18 protein-coding genes and 2 rRNA genes are annotated in these 22,844 nt (G+C 31.2%); 16 read left to right on the forward strand and 4 right to left on the reverse strand.

The features are described 5' to 3' along the window. Positions 1 to 3: 3 nt before the first annotated feature. From bioF to JNUCC81_RS01360, 5 genes are all read left to right on the forward strand, one after another. Positions 4 to 1,155, forward strand: coding sequence for an 8-amino-7-oxononanoate synthase (gene bioF, locus JNUCC81_RS01340; protein WP_454094979.1), 1,152 nt, complete (start codon positions 4 to 6; stop codon positions 1,153 to 1,155). Positions 1,156 to 1,253: 98 nt separating this feature from the next. Further along, positions 1,254 to 1,760, forward strand: coding sequence for a metallophosphoesterase family protein (locus JNUCC81_RS01345; RefSeq protein ID WP_454094980.1), 507 nt, complete (start codon positions 1,254 to 1,256; stop codon positions 1,758 to 1,760). A gap of 61 nt (positions 1,761 to 1,821) precedes the next feature. Continuing rightward, on the forward strand, positions 1,822 to 2,658 hold the full coding sequence (locus tag JNUCC81_RS01350; RefSeq protein ID WP_454094981.1) for a DUF5685 family protein: 837 nt from the start codon (positions 1,822 to 1,824) through the stop codon (positions 2,656 to 2,658). After that, a complete protein-coding gene (locus tag JNUCC81_RS01355) occupies positions 2,651 to 3,094 on the forward strand; it encodes a hypothetical protein (RefSeq protein WP_454094982.1) in 444 nt (147 codons plus the stop codon). The genes JNUCC81_RS01350 and JNUCC81_RS01355 overlap by 8 nt, the downstream gene beginning before the upstream one ends. 7 nt (positions 3,095 to 3,101) lie before the next feature. Then, entirely contained in the window at positions 3,102 to 3,593 is a 492-nt protein-coding gene (locus JNUCC81_RS01360) for a hypothetical protein (RefSeq protein WP_454094983.1), read from the forward strand. 48 nt (positions 3,594 to 3,641) lie between these two features. Here the strand turns inward: JNUCC81_RS01360 and JNUCC81_RS01365 are convergent, their stop codons facing one another. Together JNUCC81_RS01365 and JNUCC81_RS01370 are read right to left on the reverse strand one after the other, a co-directional pair. After that, positions 3,642 to 4,415, reverse strand: coding sequence for a hypothetical protein (locus JNUCC81_RS01365; protein ID WP_454094984.1), 774 nt, complete (start codon positions 4,413 to 4,415; stop codon positions 3,642 to 3,644). A 73-nt stretch (positions 4,416 to 4,488) separates the two neighbouring features. Next, on the reverse strand, positions 4,489 to 5,217 hold the full coding sequence (locus JNUCC81_RS01370) for an HAD family hydrolase (protein ID WP_454094985.1): 729 nt from the start codon (positions 5,215 to 5,217) through the stop codon (positions 4,489 to 4,491). 278 nt (positions 5,218 to 5,495) lie between these two features. Between JNUCC81_RS01370 and JNUCC81_RS01375 the strand changes: the two genes are divergently transcribed. Next, the gene (locus JNUCC81_RS01375) at positions 5,496 to 6,578 is read left to right on the forward strand and encodes a hypothetical protein (protein WP_454094986.1); all 1,083 of its coding nucleotides are present in this window, start codon (positions 5,496 to 5,498) and stop codon (positions 6,576 to 6,578) included. A gap of 239 nt (positions 6,579 to 6,817) precedes the next feature. On the opposite strand, the gene JNUCC81_RS01380 is transcribed toward JNUCC81_RS01375, so the two are convergent. Next, on the reverse strand, positions 6,818 to 7,357 hold the full coding sequence (locus tag JNUCC81_RS01380; protein WP_454094987.1) for a hypothetical protein: 540 nt from the start codon (positions 7,355 to 7,357) through the stop codon (positions 6,818 to 6,820). A 201-nt stretch (positions 7,358 to 7,558) separates the two neighbouring features. Between JNUCC81_RS01380 and JNUCC81_RS01385 the strand changes: the two genes are divergently transcribed. From JNUCC81_RS01385 to JNUCC81_RS01420, 8 genes are all read left to right on the forward strand, one after another. Then, positions 7,559 to 7,927 carry an ArsR/SmtB family transcription factor gene (locus JNUCC81_RS01385; RefSeq protein ID WP_208334757.1) on the forward strand — a complete coding sequence of 123 codons (369 nt, stop codon included), beginning with the start codon at positions 7,559 to 7,561 and terminating at the stop codon, positions 7,925 to 7,927. Positions 7,928 to 7,938: 11 nt separating this feature from the next. Then, positions 7,939 to 10,308 carry a heavy metal translocating P-type ATPase gene (locus JNUCC81_RS01390; RefSeq protein WP_454094988.1) on the forward strand — a complete coding sequence of 790 codons (2,370 nt, stop codon included), beginning with the start codon at positions 7,939 to 7,941 and terminating at the stop codon, positions 10,306 to 10,308. A 216-nt stretch (positions 10,309 to 10,524) separates the two neighbouring features. Further along, positions 10,525 to 11,709, forward strand: coding sequence for a hypothetical protein (locus tag JNUCC81_RS01395; RefSeq protein ID WP_454094989.1), 1,185 nt, complete (start codon positions 10,525 to 10,527; stop codon positions 11,707 to 11,709). Between the two features lie 174 nt (positions 11,710 to 11,883). Next, a complete protein-coding gene (locus tag JNUCC81_RS01400; RefSeq protein ID WP_454094990.1) occupies positions 11,884 to 12,912 on the forward strand; it encodes a hypothetical protein in 1,029 nt (342 codons plus the stop codon). Between the two features lie 22 nt (positions 12,913 to 12,934). Further along, the gene (locus JNUCC81_RS01405; protein ID WP_454094991.1) at positions 12,935 to 13,822 is read left to right on the forward strand and encodes an ABC transporter ATP-binding protein; all 888 of its coding nucleotides are present in this window, start codon (positions 12,935 to 12,937) and stop codon (positions 13,820 to 13,822) included. A gap of 2 nt (positions 13,823 to 13,824) precedes the next feature. Beyond that, positions 13,825 to 14,580 carry a hypothetical protein gene (locus tag JNUCC81_RS01410; protein WP_454094992.1) on the forward strand — a complete coding sequence of 252 codons (756 nt, stop codon included), beginning with the start codon at positions 13,825 to 13,827 and terminating at the stop codon, positions 14,578 to 14,580. 172 nt (positions 14,581 to 14,752) lie between these two features. Then, positions 14,753 to 15,469, forward strand: a complete 717-nt coding sequence (locus JNUCC81_RS01415) for a response regulator transcription factor (protein WP_454094993.1) — start codon at positions 14,753 to 14,755, stop codon at positions 15,467 to 15,469. 18 nt (positions 15,470 to 15,487) lie between these two features. After that, positions 15,488 to 16,906: a sensor histidine kinase gene (locus JNUCC81_RS01420; RefSeq protein ID WP_454094994.1), complete on the forward strand. Its 1,419-nt coding sequence runs from the start codon at positions 15,488 to 15,490 to the stop codon at positions 16,904 to 16,906. Between the two features lie 46 nt (positions 16,907 to 16,952). Here the strand turns inward: JNUCC81_RS01420 and trhA are convergent, their stop codons facing one another. Next, entirely contained in the window at positions 16,953 to 17,600 is a 648-nt protein-coding gene (gene trhA, locus JNUCC81_RS01425) for a PAQR family membrane homeostasis protein TrhA (RefSeq protein ID WP_454094995.1), read from the reverse strand. Positions 17,601 to 18,084: 484 nt separating this feature from the next. Between trhA and JNUCC81_RS01430 the strand changes: the two genes are divergently transcribed. Both JNUCC81_RS01430 and JNUCC81_RS01435 read left to right on the forward strand, forming a co-directional pair. Next, positions 18,085 to 19,587: ribosomal RNA gene (locus tag JNUCC81_RS01430) — 16S ribosomal RNA — on the forward strand. 303 nt (positions 19,588 to 19,890) lie between these two features. Continuing rightward, a 23S ribosomal RNA gene (locus JNUCC81_RS01435) occupies positions 19,891 to 22,792 on the forward strand. Together the 16S and 23S rRNA genes form the textbook arrangement of a ribosomal RNA operon. The last annotated feature ends 52 nt before the right edge of the window (positions 22,793 to 22,844 follow it).

Below are 22,844 nucleotides of genomic sequence, written 5' to 3' on the forward strand. Positions count from 1 at the left end.
GCCATGAATAATATAAAAGACAAGCTAAAAAATATAAAAGAAAGTAATTTATATAGAGAAATGAAGTACCTAAGTAAGCCTCAAGACAAATTTACAACTATTGATGGAAAAGATGTACTTTTAATGTCATCTAATAACTATTTAGGACTTTGTAATAATGAAGAAGTAAAAAAGGCTTCAATAGAAGCTATAAATAAATATGGATTAGGATCAGGTGGATCAAGACTAACGACAGGAAGTTATGATTTACATAAAAAATTAGAAGAAGAAATATCTAAATTTAAAAATACTGAAGACACACTTATTTTTAATACTGGATATATGGCCAATGTAGGTGTAATCTCAGCTATATGTGATGAAAATTACTATATATTTAGCGATGAATTAAATCATGCTAGTATAATTGATGGGTGCAGGCTTTCTAAAGCTAAGACTATTGTATATAAGCATAATGATATGAATGATTTAGAAAATAAAATAAAGTCTAATAATCCTAAATACGCAATGATAGTAACTGACAGTGTATTTAGTATGGATGGAGATATTGCTAAACTCCCAGAGATTATTGAAATAGCAAAAAAATATAAACTACTTACTTTAGTTGATGATGCCCATGCAACTGGAGTTATAGGAAAAACTGGAAGAGGTAGTAGTGAATATTTCAATTGTAAACCAGATATTATAATTGGGACTTTAAGTAAAGCAATAGGTAGTGAAGGTGGATTTGTATGTGCAAACAAGGATATAATCGATTATATAAAAAATAAAGCTAGAAGTTTTATTTTTTCAACAGCACTTTCACCAGCAGTTATAAATGGAGCTATTAAAAGTGTAGAGATAATAGATACGAATCCAAATTTGGTAGAAAAGCTTCATAAAAACATTGATTATATATGTGAAAGATTAAGGAATATAGGATTTGATATAAATAGTGAAAGTCCAATAATACCAATATTAATAGGAAAAGAAGAGCTAGCACTTGAATTTAGTAAAATGTTACTAGAAGAGGGGATATATATTCCGGCTATAAGGTATCCGACAGTAAAAAGAGGAAAAGCTATACTTAGATTAACACTTATGGCAACACATGATTTTAAAGATTTAGACTTTGTATTAGATAAAATAAAAGATATTAAATATAAATTAGAAATATAATAAAACTCCTATGGACATTATATAAGTTCATAGGAGTTTTATTATTAAGCAAATTATGGATATAATATATATATGAAATAAAAATTAGGAGATAAACTATGATTATAGGATTAATATCAGATACACATGGATTATTGAGAGAAGAAGTTATAAATAACTTAAAAGGCTGTAACTTAATACTTCATTCAGGTGATATAGGAAAATTAGATATAATAGAAAATTTAAATAAAATTGCTAAAACTGAGGCAATATTAGGAAATATAGATAAGAATATAGATAACAAAACTATATTAAATGAAAAAATTATAGAGGTAATGGGCAAATGTATATATTTGGTTCATGACATAAATAAAGTAAGTATAGATTTAAAAAAAGAAAATATTGATATAGTTGTATATGGGCATTCACATAAAAGTAATATATATGATAAAGATAATATACTATATATAAACCCTGGATCAGTTGGACCTAAGAGGTTTAAGTTACCAACAACTATGGCAAAGCTTGTTATAAGTGATGAAAGCACATATGATGAATATAATGAAGATTTAACAAATAATATAGTTAAATTTAAAAATTTTATGGTAAAATTTATAACTATATAGAATTAATATTTAGTAAAAAGATAGTAGCTTTAGAATATAAAAATAGTAGAAAGGAATAAATATGTTTGGATATGTAAAAGTAAATAAGATGGATTTAACTTTTAGAGAGTACGAACATTATAGAGGATATTACTGTGGATTATGTAAGTACTTAAAAGATAACCATGGAGAAATATCAAGACTTTCATTAAATTATGATATAACATTTTTAATATTAGTATTAACATCAGTATATAGACCAAAGCCTAATGTAATAGAAGAAGGTTGTATCGCAAATCCATTTAAAAAGAAAAAGAAGATAATAAATGATATTACAGAATATGCAGCAAGTATGAATGTACTTCTTACATATTATAAATTAGAAGATAACTTAAGAGATGATAAAGGCATAAAGGATAAATTAGCATATAATATATATAAGGGGAAATTAAAACTTGCTTATGAAAAATATCCTCAAAAAGCTGAATTTATAAAGAACCAATTAGAAATACTATATAATCTAGAACAAGAACAAAATCTAAATATAGATTTAGTATCTAATACTTTCGGAAATCTTATGGGAGAAATATTTGCATATAAAGAAGATGAGTTTGAGAAAGATTTAAGGAAAATTGGATTTAATGTAGGTAAGTATATTTATATATTAGATGCATATGAAGATTTAGATAAAGACTATGAAAAAGGAAGATATAATCCATTTATAGAGTACATAGACAAAAGAGAAGAACTAAGAGAAAAGGCAGATAAACTTATAAGTATGTCTTTAGGAATGCTTGCTAGAAGTGTAGATAATTTAAACTTAAAGGTTAATACAAATATAATAGAAAATATAGTTTATTCAGGAGTATATCTTAGATACCAAAATATATTAAAAAAAGGGTGTGAAACTAATGTATAGCAATACTTATAAGAATGATAATTTTATGACTATTAGAAAACTTATGGACAATAATGAATTTGATAAGGCTTACAATTTTTTAAGAAATATAGGTGAAAAATGTGCTAACTGGTATTACTTAAATGGAATATCTGCTATGAATTTAGGTTACTATGAAGAGGGTGAAAATAGTATAAACAAAGCAAATACGATGGATCCAGAAAATTTAGAGTATAAAAAAGCACTAGATAATTATGTTTTTTATAGAGATGATTACAGAGATAGATCATATAGATATAATAGAAGAAGACGTAATGATTTGGATGGATGTTGCTGCTGTTGTTGTTGTGATGATTTATGCTGTTGTGGTGGAGATTGTTGCGAAGATTGTGGTAAGTTATGGTGCTTAGATACTTGTTGCGAATGCTTTGGTGGCGACCTAGTAAGCTGTTTTTAGGTGAAATATGAGTAAAAAAGTAGCTTTTGGAGGAATATTATTAGCTTTAAATATAATTTTATTAATTCTTATAAATATAATACCTATAAATACATTGTTTATTATGGGTCTAGCATCTTTACCAATTTCAATAATAATAATGGAATTTGGACCTAAAAGTGGTGTTATTTTTTATATAGGATCTATAATTTTAGGATTTATAGTTATGACTAATAAATTCCAATGGATTTTATATACGACTACATTTGGAGTATATGGGCTTATAAAATATATGGTAGAAAGAGATTTACCAATATATATTGAATATATATTAAAATTATTATTTGCAAATATTATAATGATAGTTTTGTATTTAACACTTAAACAATTTATATATATGCCTATAAATATAATAACAATAACTGGATTTGAAATAGCTTTTGTAATTTATGATAATGTGTATAGCTCATTTATAGATTATTACAATCATAAATTAAGAAAAAATATTAAAAATTTCTAAAAAAATCGCTTTGCTCAATAATAATTGAACAAAGCGATTTTTATATAATTAAAGCCCAAAGTATTCTTCTTGAGTTTTGTTTATTAGATTATCACAATTAGCACAGTGGAAAGATGTTGATTTAGAATTAAATTTATTAGATTCTTTATCATATACCATCTTTGATTTATCTATAATTCCTACACTTGTTAAATCAGCAGAGCACTTGCTACAATTTTGAACCGTACAAATATTTTTAAGTTGATTTATAGATATATCTTTTATAATATTATTGCAATTACAACAAACTGTTTTATCAAGTAAATTTCTTGAAGTCTCAATTAGTTTATTTTTCTCTAATGAAAATTTATAAATTATATCTTCTGATGCTTTATAGCCAGATTCAAATATATTTACATTACAACTAGGACATATAAATTTAGGTCTATAAGACACATCGTTATTATTTTCATTACTTTCTATTTTAACTTCTTCTATAAGAATTTCATCATCATCTTGACCTAATAATCTTTTAAGATAATTATGAATATCAATGTTATTACTCTGAATAGCAACAGACATTAGATGTTCACCTATATTTTTATATGTCGTATTTTTAGATGGTAAATTTAAATCTATAAATTTACTTTCTACAGCATGCTTTAAAATAGGTAAAACATCATATTTAGTTGCAAAGAAAAGTACCATCTCATCGAAAATATGGTCATTAATTTTATCAGTAAGGTCTATCCAAATATCAGGTGATTCAAGATAGACACTTTTACTAAGTTTATCTATAGCCTCATCTAGAGACATATTAGATAAATTTTCGTTAACTTGCATTTTTAACCTCCCTTTAAAACAAGTAAAAGCCTAAGAAATATAATTTCAATAGCTATATACTATAATTTTAAAATTATATATCAAGTACATTAACGTTTGGAGATAAAGAATAAACTATATCTTTTCTCTCAACAATTATTTGAGTATGTTTTGATATATTAACATCACTTGAAATATGGTTTAAAAGCTCTTTTGTAGGATTTATCGCAATTGGATTACCTACTCTTCTAAGCATATTTATATCACCGTTAGTATCTCCATAAGCGAATGATTTTGATAAATCTACGTTATATTTATCTACAAAATCATTTATAGCCGTGTTTTTACTTTTAGAGTCCCACATTGGTATAACTGTTCCATTAAATGTTTCATTTTCAAACATATAGTCACTTCCAATAAAATCTGTAACATTATATTTTTTAGCCATTTTTTCAACTAAAAAATTAGGACTTCCAGATATAAATATTACTATATGACCATTATCTAAATGCCATTTTATTCTTGAACGAGTATATTTATAAACTCTGTCGGACTTTAGTTTTATTACTTGATCACTAGTAAAATCTATACAAGTTTTATCAAGACCTATTAAAGATTTTACATATAGTTCACATACATCGTCTAAGTAATCATCGTAATTTCCTTGTCTTTTATCCCAATCCATGAAAGTATCTCTAGCATGTTCAAACCATACCTTTTGGTCGATTATATCGTATTTAATTAATTTTTTAAAATGTTCAACCATAAGAGAGTCTCTATAAAGAGTACCGTCTATATCAAAAAAAGCTGCAATGTTTCCCATAAATATCACCTCGATTAAGCATTTATTTCATTATATTATAAATTATGTATAAGTTGTAAACTTAAATTAAATAATTTTAAATTATTTAATTTAAAAATAAATTATTAAAATATAATTAGTTTATATCATATTCAAAAACATATACATTTATTACAATTAATTATGGTTTTACATAGAATAGAATATAAATAAAAGTAAAAAGTAATAAATAATAAATTTTGTCTAAGTTTATATGTTAAACTCAAATATAGAGATATAAAAGATAAGGATGTGAATTTATGGAATTCAATTTTGCAAAGATAACAAATTCAAGGCTTATGGGAAGTATGGGGCTTTTAATAGTATGGAAAAAAGATAAAGGGAATTTATATCAATATTTTTTATTAGATGCAGAAGGACTAGGACTATCAGATTATGTTAGCCTAAAAAATCCAACTAAAGATGAAGCTTATAGAGAAGAAGAGCGATTAATGGGCGGATTAGGTTCAGATAGGATAAAAATATCTGAAAAAGAGGCGTTATTTTTAATCAAATATTTTGGAAAGAAAAACTCTTATTATGAAAAACCACTTCCTGGAGACATTGAAGAATATATAGATATAATAGAAAATTATGAATCTGACCTAAATATTGAGCAGATGTATCCAATAATATGTAAAGAAATAAATGATGAAGTAGAATTTATAAACTATATGACTATGAGGTTTATTGCTTGGGATAGGGAAAGTTTAAGATATTTTTCAGGAAGCGAAGAAATATCTAATATGCATATAACTAATATAAATGGAACCCTATTAAAAAATAAAGTAACTAGCAAAGGAAAAGGAAAATATATAAGTGAAGCGTTGTATGAAGATAATGACGGATATTATTTCTCCAAAATAGCTTTTAGTATATGTAAAGATAATGGAAAGTTTAAAATAAATTCTATACTTGTTACAGATAAGGAACCTGTATATGATTTTGAAGTTTTTGATGAAATATCTAAGCCAGAATATATAAGTATATATAAATTAAAAAATAAAGAAGCGTTTTTAGAAAAGTTTTATATTGATAATCCATTCTTACTTAAAAGTGATATGGAAGATGGAGTATTCTTTACTAGATTTAACTTTAATAATAAGCATGTCAAAGAAAACGTATATGTTATCAATAATGATATAAAAGCAATCTATTATCAAATAGAAGATGATTTCTTTGTTGGAACATATAGTGATAATTGTAGAAAGTATATAACTAAAATACTAGAGTGTAATTATAATGAATATATTGAGCGCCAAGAAGAATTATACTTTGAGGAAAATGTATTATATGATTTTGTAGAATCTGGATCAAATGATTTTTATGATTTCCTAGACTAAATAAAAATTCACTTCGTTCATGTCGCTCAAATGCTTCTCCAACACGTTGCTCAAACGACTGAGTCTGTTGATAAAATATAATATATTGGAAATTAAAATTTCCTTATATAAAAATAAAGTCATGAACTTAAACTAGTCATGACTTTATTTTGTATTTATAATATTGGGGGAATATTATGAGGAATACATTTATATTGTAGACAAATATAAAAATTTTATAACACATATTATAAAAAAATTTACATTTCTTCCTCGTCAAATTCCTCCATGTGTATTTGAGGCATGCCAGGCATCATCATATAAGGTGACATCATCCATGGCATCATCATACCATTCATCATAGGCATACCCTGTGGCATCATCATACCATTCATCATAGGCATACCTGGAGGCATCATCATGCCATTCATCATAGGCATACCTGGAGGCATCATCATACCATTCATCATAGGCATATTTTGAGGCATCATGTTGTTAGGCATACACTGCATAGGATTTGTCATATCCATATAGAAATCGTTCATATCTTCGTAGTCAAAATCATTATCATTTTCTGGATTAGGGCATTGGCCCATCATAGAATTATTCATGCAAGGGTTCATATAAGTCATATACCCACTATTAGCCATGTTAGGATCCATTTGATTATTTTGAAATGGCATACCATTCATTGTATAAGGGTTTATATACATCATAGGATCTATATAAGGTTTAGGGTATATATAATTAGGATCCATATCATCGTTTTGTTTACTTGAAAACATATCAAAATTCATCATTCATCATTCCTCCTAAAATACTATAAGTAAAACTTTTATAATTAGCTCTAATAATATATATATTAGAAAAAAACTTATTATGTGTACTTTATAAGTTATTTTAAATTAAATAATTTTAGTTGCAAAAATTGGACATAAGTCATATAATGAATATATGAACAGTTATTCATATATTGAAATGAAAATTGGAGGAAAAAAACTATGACAAAAGATATAGATACATGCAATTGTACAGACATACATGATGAGGTAGTAAAAGAAGTTAAAAGTACGATGCCTCAAGAAGAGATGCTATATGATTTAGCAGAATTATTTAAAGTTTTTGGAGATACAACAAGAGTAAAAATATTATATGCACTATTTGCAAATGAAATGTGTGTATGCGATATAGCGGATTTGTTAGGTATGACTCAATCGGCAATATCTCATCAGCTTAGAGTTTTAAAGCAAGCTAGATTAGTAAAGTTTAGAAAAGAAGGGAAGACAGTTTATTATTCCTTAGATGATAGTCATATAAGTCAAATATTTGATTGTGGATTGAACCATATTAAAGAGACATATAAGAGATAGGAGGTATATATATGGGAGCTTGCAGTTTAATAAAAAAAGAAATTATTCTTGGGGGACTTAACTGTGCGCACTGTGCAGAGGTAATAGGAGAAAAAGTATCTAAGTTAGAAGAAGTTGAATCTTCAAACTTAAACTTTATAAATAAAAAACTTACAGTAAATATAATAGATTCTTATGATGAAGAAAAAATTATATCCAATATTATAGATATAATAGATAAAACAGAGCCAGGCTTAAATATACAAGTATTAGGAGATTTAAAAAAAGTAAAAAGAGAGATTATTTTAGGTGGACTTAACTGTGCACATTGTGCGGAAGTTATAAACGAAAAAGTATCTAAGTTAGAAGAAATAGATTCTTCAAATTTAAACTTTATAAATAAAAAACTTATAGTAAATATAAAAAAATCTTTTGATGAAAAAGAAACTATAAATAAAATAGTAGGAATTGTTAATGCAACAGAACCTGGTTTAGATATACAAATAAAAAATGAAAATGATAATATTAAAAAATCAGAAGTTAAAAAAGAAAAGAATGATTCAAATAAAAAAGATATAATAAAGCTAGTAATAGGAACATTAGTATATATATTTGGGATATATCAAATTGCAACTGGATTTGAAAGTAAACTTGCAGATGCAATGTTTATAATAGCATATGTAATAGTAGGTGGAGAAGTTTTACTAAAGGCTACAAAAAATGCTATAAGAGGTCAAATGTTTGATGAAAACTTCTTAATGTCTATTGCTACAGTTGGAGCATTAGTTATAGGTGAATTGCCAGAAGCAGTAGGAGTTATGCTTTTCTATCAATTAGGAGAATTCTTACAAGGTATAGCAGTAGGAAAATCTAGAAAATCTATAACATCACTTATGGAGATAAGACCAGATTATGCAAACTTAAAAGAAGGGGCAGAACTTAAAGTAGTTTCTCCTGAAGAAGTTAAAATAGGCGATATAATAGTTGTAAAACCAGGAGAAAAAGTTCCGCTAGATGGTATAGTAATAGATGGATATTCAATGGTAGATACATCTGCACTTACAGGAGAATCCGTATTAAGAGAAGTATCAAAAGGAGAAGATGTATTATCAGGATTTATAAATAAGAACGCTTTATTAACGATAGAAGTTACTAAAGGATTTGAAGAATCAACAGTTTCTAAAATATTAGATTTAGTTGAAAACGCAAGTAGTAAAAAATCTAAAACTGAAAACTTTATAACTAAGTTCTCAAAGTACTATACACCAGCAGTGGTTATAGGAGCTATCTTAGTGGCAGTTGTACCTCCAATGATAATACCAGGGGCTACATTTAGCGAATGGTTATATAGAGGATTAGTATTCTTAGTTGTATCTTGTCCATGTGCATTAGTTTTATCTATACCACTTAGTTTCTTTAGTGGAATAGGATTTGCATCTAAGAACGGTATACTAATAAAAGGAAGTAATTATTTAGAAGCACTTAGAAATGTTGATACAGTTGTATTTGATAAAACAGGAACACTTACAAAAGGTGTATTTAACGTAACTAAGGTTAATGCAGTTGGAATATCTGAAGAACAATTATTAGAATATGCTGCTTTTGCAGAGGCAAATTCTAATCATCCAATAGCAAAGTCAATATTAAACTATTATGATAAAAAAATAGATTTAGATAAAATAAGTAGTTATGAAGAGATTGCAGCTTATGGAATAAGAATAAACTATAATGATGAACTTATTTTAGCAGGAAATGAAAAATTAATGAAAAAAGAAAATATATTCTATTCACCAGCTAAAGAAGTTGGTACAGTAGTTTATATAGCTGTTAATCAAGCATACAGAGGATATATAGTAATATCAGATGAAGTAAAAGAAGATAGTGAAAAAGCTATAAAAAATCTAAAATCACTAGGAATAAAAGATGTTGTAATGTTAACTGGTGATAATGAAAAAGTAGCTAACTCTATAGCGAAAGAACTTGGAGTAGATAAAGTATACTCAAACCTACTTCCTAATGAAAAGGTAGATAAGTTAGAAGAGATATATAAAGGTAAATCAGAAAAAGAGAAAGTAATATTTGTTGGAGATGGAATAAATGATGCTCCAGTATTAGCTAGAGCTGATATAGGTATAGCTATGGGAGGATTAGGTTCAGATGCAGCCATAGAAGCTGCGGATGTAGTCTTAATGACAGATGAACCAAGTAAAATTTCTAAAGCAATAGAAATAGCAAGTAAAACTAATAAAATAGTATGGCAAAATATAATATTTGCATTAGCTGTAAAAGCTATAGTTTTAGTACTAGGAGCAGGTGGAGTTGCTACTATGTGGGAAGCTATATTTGCAGATGTCGGTGTTGCATTAATAGCAGTATTAAATGCAATGAGAGCTATGAGATAGGAATAAAAAAACGAACTCAATTGAGTTCGTTTTTTTATTTAAAGTATATCTTATATATTAATTAAGAAAAATAAAAATTGTAAGGTTTATTTAAGATTAAGTTTATAATAATTTAAATTTATCTATATATAATAGAAACAAAGGATAGATATTAAAAGTTTATTATAAAATAAATAATTTTCAAGAATAAATTACAAAAGGAGAAGAGAAACGTTAATGAAGAAAAAATCTAGTAAGGCACTTATAATAATTTTATCTACTATAGCTTTGTTAGTAATAGCTATAGTAAGTGATATTGGATTAAATAAATTATACAAGACTAAATATGAAGAATTTGATTCTGTAGATAAAGAAATGTTTATACAGCTATCAAGTATATATAAACAATTCAATGAAAACAGTGATAAATTATGGAGTGATAAGTATAAATTCAATGAAAAACCTATAGTTTTAATAAGAACTAATAAAGATAAAGGGATTATAAGAAAGCATGCCTATGCAGTTAATGTAAAAGGAATTGAAAAAAGCATACTTGCAAAGAAAATGAACATGCCTAAATCTTTAAATTTACCAGAAGTTTATAGAATAAGTAAGTTTGATACAAGCATGATTTTAACTTTGATACCTTCAAATTTTGGAACTGTAGATATTAATGGCCAAAGTATATTTTATTTTAAGTATCATCCTAAAATGATGGAAAATCCAGATTTATATTTTGATTTTTCTTCATTCTTATTACATGAATCATTCCATACATATAATCAAAAAGATTGGACATATGATAAAAATGATGGAGAATATATAGAAAATTATCCAGTAAATAAAGAAAACTATGCTTTAATGGGATTAGAATTTAAGCTCTTAGACAAGTGTATGGAAGTAAATAATAAAGAAGAAGTTAAGAAGTATCTAAAGCAATGGACAACTTTACGTACTTATAGATATGAAAAATGGCCACAATTAATAGCAGAGACAAATACAGAAGCAATAGAAGGTACTGCCAGATATATAGAATATAAATACAGTAATTTAACAGGTGGAAAATTAAGAGTTCTTGCAAATAAAGAAAAGCCATATTACGTTACTTTCTCACATGCTTTTAATTTTGTTGCAGATGGAATAGCACAATCGCCATCTTATTTAGAAAGACCAATAAAGTATGAGACAGGATCTGCTTTAGGATTAATAATGGATAAGGTAAATATTAATTGGAAAGAAGAGATAGAAGATAGTAAGGAAAAAAATGGAGATACTCAATACGAAATATTAAATAAATATTTTGGCATTTCGAATAAGGATATTGCAGAGGATAAGATAAAACAGATAGAAGAAGAAAATAATTATAATGAGCTATTAGAAAGAGGGCAAAAAATGGTTAATCTAGTAAATAATAAAAATTGAATATATAAACAAGGCAAAGCTATGTTAAACAGCTTTGCCTTTATTTATTTAAGTATTTATTTTGATAAAATTTTTATAATAAAAAAATTGTAAGGTTTATTTAAGTTTAAATTTATGATGATGTAAATCTAGATATATATAATAAATTTGTAATCACAAGAGAGGAGAGCGAACATGTTAGGATGGGAATTAAAAAAAATAGTTAAAAGTAAAAGCTCAATAATAGCACTTATTCTTATGGGACTTTTATTTATACAACTTGGGTTTGTAAAGCCTATGTTAGAAACTGAAAATGAATATTACGATGAAAGTAAAAAAGAATATATAGTTGATAAAAGGCCAGGAGATATAATAGCACAAGATAAATTAAATAATAAAGTAGATGAGATAAAGTCAATTGCTAATAAGAATACTCATGGACTGAAAGATGAAAATGAAAAGCAAATTAGCCAAATGTCAAAAGAAAAGCTAAATAAAGATAATGGTGAGAAGTATAAAAACGTAACCTTCTATCAAGTATTTGAAAGTAGAGCTACGTTTCCTTTAGCTACACTACTTATTGTAGCTATAATAGTTACACTTTCTTCAAATTTATATACAGATGAAAGATTATCAAATGTAGATTGTATAATTTTATCATCTAAAAATAAATATAAAGCTTTAAACTCAAAGCTTTTAATATCGCTAATTATACCAATTGTTGTTTATGCAATTTATTTAATTGTAACTTTTATAACAACATATATTCAATATGGAGCGCCTGTAAATGGAGGCTTACAAGCATATAGGATATCTAGTATAGCAAGTTTAGTTAGAGAAATGAGTATTGCTCAATATATATTCTCTGAGATAGGAGTAATATCTTTAGTATTTATAGCAATATCAATATTCTCAAGCCTATTCTCGTTTATAACAAAAAACTCAATACAATCTATATCTTGTTCAATTTTATTTATAGCAATGGGTAAAGTATTAGTATTTTTACAATTTTTACCGTATGAGTTAGTGATGATAATACGCCAATGTAGTTTTATAGATATACTTTCAAAAAATAGTTTTATATCTACTGCATATATGGGACAAATTAAATTATTTTCAATGAACTTCGATTTAGTTATAACTTGTTTAAGCGTATTAGGATTAATAATTATATCTGGGATACTACTAAATATTTACGTATTCAAGAAAGTATTAAATAGATAAATAAAAAATGGAGGAAATAAAAATGAATAAATTAGAAATTGTAAATTTAACTAAAACATATAGCCACAAAAGTGCAAATGAAAGTATAAGTTTAACTTTAAATAGTGGAGTATATGGTTTATTAGGTCCTAATGGAGCTGGTAAATCAACTTTAATGAAGCAACTAGCAACGATAGCAACTCCAAGCAGCGGAAAAATATTATATAACGAAAAAGATATAAAGTCTTTAGATGATGAATATAGAGCCTTAGTTGGATATTTACCGCAAGATTTCGATGCATATAAAAACTTTAAAGCAAGAGAGTTTTTAATGTACATGGCAGCGCTTAAAGGAATGAGTAATAATGAAGCTAAAAAAAGAGTAGATGAACTATTAAAGTTAGTAGGTCTTTATGAAGTAAGAAATAAATTAGTTTCTAAATTTTCTGGAGGTATGAAAAGAAGAGTTGGTATAGCACAAGCACTACTTAATAATCCTAAAATATTAATATTAGATGAGCCTACAGCTGGTCTTGACCCTCAAGAAAGAACAAGATTTAGAAACTTATTATCAAATATAGGAACTGAAACAATAGTAATACTTTCAACTCATATAATTTCTGATATAGAATCGGTAGCTAAAGAAACTATTATGATAAAAGATGGAAAACTGTTGCTAAAAGGAACTCATAGAGAAATATTAGAAGATATGAAAGGCAAAGTATATACAATAACTACAAACAATGAAAATGAAGTAAACGAAATTCAAAGAAAGTATAAAGTAGTAAATATAAATCGTGGTGTTGAAGATACTCAATTAAGAATAATAAGTGATAAAGCGCCATTATATGAGAATACAAAGTTAACAGAGCCAAGGTTTGAAGATGTTTACATGTTCTACTTTGAGTTAGAAGATGCAAGGGAGGTATAATTATGTTTTCAGTTATTAAAGCAGAGATTAAAAAGAATTTTAAGACTGGTGTGATTTTTGTTTGGATGTTAACAATATTTCTAGCATATAGCTCTACTTATAATTTTGATGTTAATGAAACATATGCAAACTTATTTTCTAAATGGTTTGGTCTTGCTCCATTTATGGGATTAACTATGTTTATGATGTTTTCAGGAAGTTTTATTATAGAATATAACTCAAACATGGATGGACTAATAAAAGCTACTAAAAATGGAAAGAAACAGTTAGTTATAAGTAAATTTATAGCAGCTGGAGTAAGTGCTAGTATAGTAAACCTTGCAATATTATATACAATGGTATTAAGAGCACTATTATCTTTAAATTTTAAAGGTTTAGATACTCCATTAAAGAATTTATGGTACTTTGGAAATAGTGGATCTAATGTGACAGTAATGCAAATGATATTAATAATGACTGCTACAATAATTTTAGGTTCATTTATGTTAGCAGCATTAGGTTTATTCTTATCATCTATTAGTAAAAATGCTATAGTTCCGTTTTTAGTAGGCGGAGCATTTATGGCTATACCTTATTTTATGGGGATGAGAAGAACAGTTAATAGTCTTATAGTGATACCTATATTTAGTATGTATGCAGTTCCTATTATAAGATTCGCTTTACCATCATATTCATGGATAGTATTTTGTATATTCAGTATAGTAACAATAGTATTATTCTATAAATTAGCTAAGAAAAAGTTTTTAAGTGAAAGATAATTTATAAATATATATAATTTAGAAATAATAAAAAGAAAAGTAAAACATTTGTTATGCTTTTCTTTTTATTATTTTATAATTTAAATTATGAAATACATGGTATAAACTAAATTTAGAAAAGGATGTAGAGTAAAAGATAAGTACATTAAATTTTATAAAAGGAGGGATTAAAGTGGAGTCTTTAATAAGAAAAAGTAAAATATTAGTAGTGGATGATGAAGTAGAAATATTAAATTTAATAAAAATGGCACTTAATAAAGAAGGTTTTGAAAATATATATACGGCTGAAAGTGGAAAAAAAGGGCTAGAATTGTTTGAAATAGAAAAACCAGATTTAGCAATATTAGATATTATGCTTCCAGATATTGAAGGATACGATATATGTAAAAAAATAAGACAAACGTCTGATATACCAGTACTATTTTTATCAGCAAAGGGAGAAGAATTAGATAAGTTAGTAGGTCTATCTTTAGGAGCAGATGACTATATAACAAAGCCGTTTAGTTTAAAAGAATTAGCACTTAGGGTTAAAATCCAGCTTAGAAGGAGCAAAAAGCAATTTAATATAGAAGAAAATAATAATGACACTATAAAAATGGGACCATTTGAAGTAAATGAGCAGACTTTAGAAGTGAAAAAAAATGGTGAATTTCTAGAACTAAAACCGAAAGAATTGAAAATGTTTATATATATGGTAAAACACAAAAATCAGATAATAAGCAAAGAAAAGTTTTGTGATGAAGTATGGGATGATGACTTTATAGGCTATGATAACACTATAATGGTTCATATAAGAAGATTAAGAGAAAAAGTTGAAGAAAATCCTTCAAAACCTAAGTACATATTAAATGTAAAAGGACTTGGGTATAAGTTTATAATAAAAGAATAAGAAGTAAGGTGATTTATTATGAAATGGAAATTAACTTTAAGATATCTTTTATCAACTGTATTAGTAGCTATGATAGTTGTTCAAATAAATATAATTATAGCTATTTTAATATCTGTAATGATAAGCTCAGATTCACAAAAAAATGATTATAGTGGATTTAATAATGTGGAGAAATTTGTTAGAGATTTTAACATAAATATTTTTAATGATACAGATGATATAAATAATATTTTTATTAACGATAATGGTAAAGATGTGTTAAAAAAAGCTACAGCGTGGATACAAATATTAGATAATGATGGAAAAGTAATTTATAAATATAATACACCGGAAAAAATCCAAGATAAATATACACCTGTACAGTTAATAAATACATATAAGTATTCAGGCGTAGAAGGCAATGAATCTACAGTTATGGCCGCTGAAAAAAATATAAATAATTATTCATATACATATCTAATTGGATTTCCTATGACTAAGGTAGATAAAATAAATATAACTACTGATTCCGATTCCATAGGAGAAATAATATCAAAAGTAATATTATCTATTATAGTAGTAGATGTAATAGTGGCTACGATAATAGGGTATATATTTAGTAAGTCTTTAACTAAACCTGTAAAAAGTATAATTGGTGGAGTTGAAGACCTAGCTGGTGGAAACTATGAATCATATTATAAGGAAAAAGGTATATATAAACCTGTATTTAATAAATTGAATAATTTAGCAGATACATTAAAAGAGAACGAGAGAGAACGTAAGAAAATTGAATCTATGAGAAATGAGTGGGTAGCAAATATATCTCATGATATAAAAACACCTTTAGCATCTATAAAAGGATATGCAGAATTAATGTCTAGTGACTATGATATAGAGGTAGATGAGGTAGCTCAATACGCAGAAATTATAGATAGTAAGGCTGATTATATAAAAGAATTAGTAGATGATTTAAATTTAACTATGAAGCTAAAAGATGGATATTCAAATATATACAGAGAAGAAAAGAATATAGTATCTTTGGTTAGAGGATGTATTATAGATATTCTTAATGATCCTAAATATAGTCATGTAGATATAGATTTTGATTCTGAAGAAGATAATATAGTATTAAAGATAGATGAATTACTTATGAAGAGAGTAATAAACAATATTATATATAACTCTATTATTCATAATAATGAAAATGTAAGTATAAAAATAAATATTATATTGGATAAAAAGACGCATATAATTATTGAGGATAACGGAAAAGGAATATCGGAAGAAGACCTTAAGTATATTTTTGAACGATATTATAGAGGAACTAACACAGGTCATGCTCATAAAGGTTCAGGTTTAGGTATGGCTATAAGTAGAGATATTGTAAAAGCTCACAATGGAGATATAAAAGTAGAAAGTAAATTAGGTACTGGCACTAAAATAGAAATAATACTTTAAATACACGAAAAAGGAGATTAATCAAAAATGATAAATCTCCTTTTTTTTATATTACATAATTAAATACACAGAAAAAGTGAGTTAAACTTCCAAGCATTATAAATATATGGAAAATTTCATGGAAACCTAAGTGTTTAAAGTCTAAGAACTTTGGTTTAGTTGCATATATTATAGCCCCTATAGTATAAAAAACACCACCGAGTACAAGTAAAGAAACCCCTTGAAATGATAAAGCCTTATATAATGGACTAATAAGGAATATAGAAATCCATCCCATAGCAACATATATGACTGTAGAAATCCATCTAGGACAGTTAAACCAAATTAACTTAAAAGACACTCCGGCAACAGCAGTAGCCATTATTATCCCAAATAAAATCCATCCAGTAGTACCATTTAAAGCAATTAGGCAAAATGGAGTATACGAACCTGCTATTAAAACAAATATCATAGCATGGTCTAATCTTCTTAAAAATCCTATTACATTATCACTAGAAATAACCAAATGATAAGTCGCAGAAGCTGCATATAAAAGAATCATACTTAATCCGAATATTATCACAGCTGTTAGAGCTAAGGTAGATGGGGTATTTAATGTTGTTTTTATTACTAATGCTAGTAACCCAATAAAAGATAATATTGCACCAGCAAGATGAGTAAAACCATTAATCGGTTCTCTAAGATAATTACTCATAATTTACCTCCCTAAATTAAAGTTGAATATATAATTTATATTATACATTTTAAGTATTTATACACATATAAGTAAATAAACTAACAGGTTATAATAAAAAATTAGTATCTGGTTTTAATACTATATTACTATTATACTCTAAAATTTAAATCTATATATACTTTTTAAAAACTTTTTACAATATAAAAATAAAACTAAATTAAGCGGAGATTCTCTTAAATATAAGAGTTTAGGATATATTTACTTATATTTATAATATAAAAAATAATAATCTTTTTAAAAAAGTTTTAAAAAAGTGTTGACGATATATTTTTTAGGTGATATAGTATTACTTGTCCAAGAGATACGGACGAAACAAAAAAGTAAGCGTCGATATAGTCGCTTAAAATGAACTTTGAAAATTAAACAGTAGGTTAATTTATAGAATTTGAAACAACCAAACAAAGCCAGATATATAACAGTATCTGAGCCCAAGTCAAAACTTATATTTAAGAGTTTGATCCTGGCTCAGGATGAACGCTGGCGGCGTGCCTAACACATGCAAGTCGAGCGATTTCCTTCGGGAAAGAGCGGCGGACGGGTGAGTAACGCGTGGGTAACCTGCCCTGTACACACGGATAACATACCGAAAGGTATGCTAATACGGGATAACATGAGAGAGTCGCATGGCTTTCTTATCAAAGCTCCGGCGGTACAGGATGGACCCGCGTCTGATTAGCTAGTTGGTAAGGTAACGGCTTACCAAGGCGACGATCAGTAGCCGACCTGAGAGGGTGATCGGCCACATTGGAACTGAGACACGGTCCAAACTCCTACGGGAGGCAGCAGTGGGGAATATTGCACAATGGGCGAAAGCCTGATGCAGCAACGCCGCGTGAGCGATGAAGGCCTTCGGGTCGTAAAGCTCTGTCCTCAAGGAAGATAATGACGGTACTTGAGGAGGAAGCCCCGGCTAACTACGTGCCAGCAGCCGCGGTAATACGTAGGGGGCTAGCGTTATCCGGAATTACTGGGCGTAAAGGGTGCGTAGGTGGTTTCTTAAGTCAGAGGTGAAAGGCTACGGCTCAACCGTAGTAAGCCTTTGAAACTGAGAAACTTGAGTGCAGGAGAGGAGAGTAGAATTCCTAGTGTAGCGGTGAAATGCGTAGATATTAGGAGGAATACCAGTTGCGAAGGCGGCTCTCTGGACTGTAACTGACACTGAGGCACGAAAGCGTGGGGAGCAAACAGGATTAGATACCCTGGTAGTCCACGCCGTAAACGATGAGTACTAGCTGTCGGAGGTTACCCCCTTCGGTGGCGCAGCTAACGCATTAAGTACTCCGCCTGGGAAGTACGCTCGCAAGAGTGAAACTCAAAGGAATTGACGGGGACCCGCACAAGTAGCGGAGCATGTGGTTTAATTCGAAGCAACGCGAAGAACCTTACCTAAGCTTGACATCCTTTTGACCTCTCCCTAATCGGAGATTTCCCTTCGGGGACAGAAGTGACAGGTGGTGCATGGTTGTCGTCAGCTCGTGTCGTGAGATGTTGGGTTAAGTCCCGCAACGAGCGCAACCCTTGCCTTTAGTTGCCAGCATTAAGTTGGGCACTCTAGAGGGACTGCCAGGGATAACCTGGAGGAAGGTGGGGATGACGTCAAATCATCATGCCCCTTATGCTTAGGGCTACACACGTGCTACAATGGGTGGTACAGAGGGCAGCCAAGTCGTGAGGCGGAGCTAATCCCTTAAAGCCATTCTCAGTTCGGATTGTAGGCTGAAACTCGCCTACATGAAGCTGGAGTTACTAGTAATCGCAGATCAGAATGCTGCGGTGAATGCGTTCCCGGGTCTTGTACACACCGCCCGTCACACCACGGAAGTTGGGGGCGCCCGAAGCCGGTTTGCTAACCTTTTGGAAGCGGCCGTCGAAGGTGAAATCAATAACTGGGGTGAAGTCGTAACAAGGTAGCCGTATCGGAAGGTGCGGCTGGATCACCTCCTTTCTAAGGAGAATTGCCTACTGTTTAATTTTGAGAGTTCATTAGAACATCTCAAAAATAGGGCGTAGCCCGAAATATTACTTTGAGTAACGGATGTTATTGAACGTATGTGAAATAATATCGTTGACGAAGTACGTTAGTACCTTGAAAACTGCATAACATTTAGTGATATGACATCATTTTATATATATGAAGAGTAAACTTCTAAAATCAACGACAAGATAAGTCATTAAAATATCAACTTTGAGTAACGTAATAAACTGAGTGAATACGAAGTTTGTTCGTTGACGAAACACTTTAATAACTGGTCAAGTTATTAAGGGTGCAGGGCGGATGCCTTGGCACTAGGAGCCGATGAAGGACGCGATAAGCTGCGATAAGCTTCGGGGAGTTGCACGTAAACTTTGATCCGAAGATTTCCGAATGAGGAAACTCACTTAGAGTAATGTCTAAGTATCGTTAAGTGAATACATAGCTTAGCGAGGGGAACCCGGGGAACTGAAACATCTAAGTACCCGGAGGAAAAGAAAGAAATTCGATTCCGTAAGTAGCGGCGAGCGAACGCGGAACAGGCCAAACCAATGAAGTTTTCTTCGTTGGGGTTGCGGACATATCATAAACGAAGAGGCTATTGTAGACGAAGAGAGTTGGAAAGCTCCGCTATAAAGTGTAACAGCCACGTAGTCAAAACGAGAAGACTTCAGATATGATCCAGAGTACCACGGGACACGTGAAACCCTGTGGGAAGCAGGAGGGACCATCCTCCAAGCCTAAATACTACCTAGTGACCGATAGCGCATAGTACCGTGAGGGAAAGGTGAAAAGAACCCCGGGAGGGGAGTGAAATAGAACCTGAAACCCTGCACTTACAAGCTGTGGGAGCACATTATTTGTGTGACCGCGTACTTTTTGTAGAACGGGCCAACGAGTTACGTTAAGTAGCAAGGTTAAGCACTTAAGGTGCGGAGCCGTAGCGAAAGCGAGTCTTAAATGGGCGCTTAAGTTACTTGACGTAGACCCGAAACCGGGCGACCTATCCATGAGCAGGTTGAAGCGAAAGTAAAATTTCGTGGAGGACCGAACCCACGAGCGTTGAAAAGCTCGGGGATGACTTGTGGATAGCGGTGAAATTCCAATCGAGCCCGGAGATAGCTGGTTCTCCCCGAAATAGCTTTAGGGCTAGCCTCAAGGTTGAGAGAAGCGGAGGTAGAGCACTGAATGTCCTAGGGGGTATTGCACTTACCGAAGACTATCAAACTCCGAATGCCGTATTCTTATACTTGGGAGTCAGACTGTGGGTGATAAGATTCATAGTCGAAAGGGCAACAGCCCAGATCGTCAGCTAAGGTCCCTAAATGTACGTTAAGTGGTAAAGGATGTGGGATTGCACAGACAACCAGGATGTTGGCTTAGAAGCAGCCACTCATTTAAAGAGTGCGTAATAGCTCACTGGTCGAGTGATCCTGCGCCGAAAATTTCCGGGGCTAAAACGTACTACCGAAGCTACGGCATCATTATGATGGGTAGGGGAGCTTCGTATGCAGGCTGAAGCGTGACCGTAAGGACGCGTGGACAGTATACGAGTGAGAATGTTGGCATGAGTAGCGAGACGTGGGTGAGAATCCCACGGGCCGTAAACCCAAGGTTTCCAGGGGAAGGTTCGTCCGCCCTGGGTTAGTCGGGACCTAAGCCGAGGCCGAAAGGCGTAGGTGATGGACAACAGGTTGATATTCCTGTACCGCCAATAAACGCTTGAGAAATGGGATGACACAGTAGGATAAGCTAACCACACTGTTGGTTATGTGTGGCTAAGTACTGAGGCAGTCAAGATAGGCAAATCCGTCTTGATAATGCTGGGGTACGATGGGGAGCGAAATTTAGTAGCGAAGTAGCTGATTTCACACTGTCAAGAAAAGTCTCTATCGAGTTTAAAGGCGCCCGTACCTCAAACCGACACAGGTGGGTGAGGAGAGTATCCTAAGGCCAGCGAGAGAACTATTGTTAAGGAACTCGGCAAAATGACCCCGTAACTTAGGGAGAAGGGGTGCCATCCTTTGGATGGCCGCAGAGAATAGGCCCAAGCGACTGTTTACCAAAAACACAGGTTTCTGCTAAGTCGCAAGACGATGTATAGGAGCTGACGCCTGCCCGGTGCTGGAAGGTTAAGGGGATCTGTTAGAGCAATCGAAGCAGTGAACTTAAGCCCCAGTAAACGGCGGCCGTAACTATAACGGTCCTAAGGTAGCGAAATTCCTTGTCGGGTAAGTTCCGACCCGCACGAAAGGCGTAACGATTTGGGCACTGTCTCAACAATAGACTCGGTGAAATTGTAATCCCGGTGAAGATGCCGGGTACCTGCGACAGGACGGAAAGACCCCATGGAGCTTTACTGTAGCTTGACGTTGGGTCTTGGTACTACATGTACAGGATAGGTGGGAGACTTTGAAGCATGAACGCCAGTTTGTGTGGAGTCATCCTTGGGATACCACCCTTGTAGTACTGGGATCCTAACCAGAGGCCTTGAATCAGGTCTTGGGACACCGTCAGGTGGGCAGTTTGACTGGGGCGGTCGCCTCCCAAAGAGTAACGGAGGCGCTCAAAGGTTCTCTCAGTACGGTCGGAAATCGTACGAAGAGTGTAAAGGCAAAAGAGAGCTTGATTGCAAGACATACAGGTCGAGCAAGGACGAAAGTCGGACTTAGTGATCCGGTGGTTCCGCATGGAAGGGCCATCGCTCAACGGATAAAAGCTACCCTGGGGATAACAGGCTTATCTCCCCCAAGAGTCCACATCGACGGGGAGGTTTGGCACCTCGATGTCGGCTCATCACATCCTGGGGCTGTAGTAGGTCCCAAGGGTTGGGCTGTTCGCCCATTAAAGTGGTACGCGAGCTGGGTTCAGAACGTCGTGAGACAGTTCGGTCCCTATCCGTCGCAGGCGTAGGAAATTTGAGGAGACCTGTCCTTAGTACGAGAGGACCGGGATGGACGTACCTCTGGTGTACCAGTTGTTCTGCCAAGGGCATGGCTGGGTAGCTATGTACGGAATGGATAAGCGCTGAAAGCATCTAAGCGCGAAGCCAACTTCAAGATAAGATTTCCCACCGTAAGGGTAAGACCCCAGGAAGACTACCTGGTTGATAGGTCGAAGGTGTAAGTGCAGTAATGTATTTAGCTTATCGATACTAATAGGTCGAGGACTTGACCAATAAATGATTAATTCAATAAATGTTTGCAGTTTTCAGAGTATTAACTCTAAAA

This window comes from Faecalimicrobium sp. JNUCC 81 (assembly GCF_053667625.1).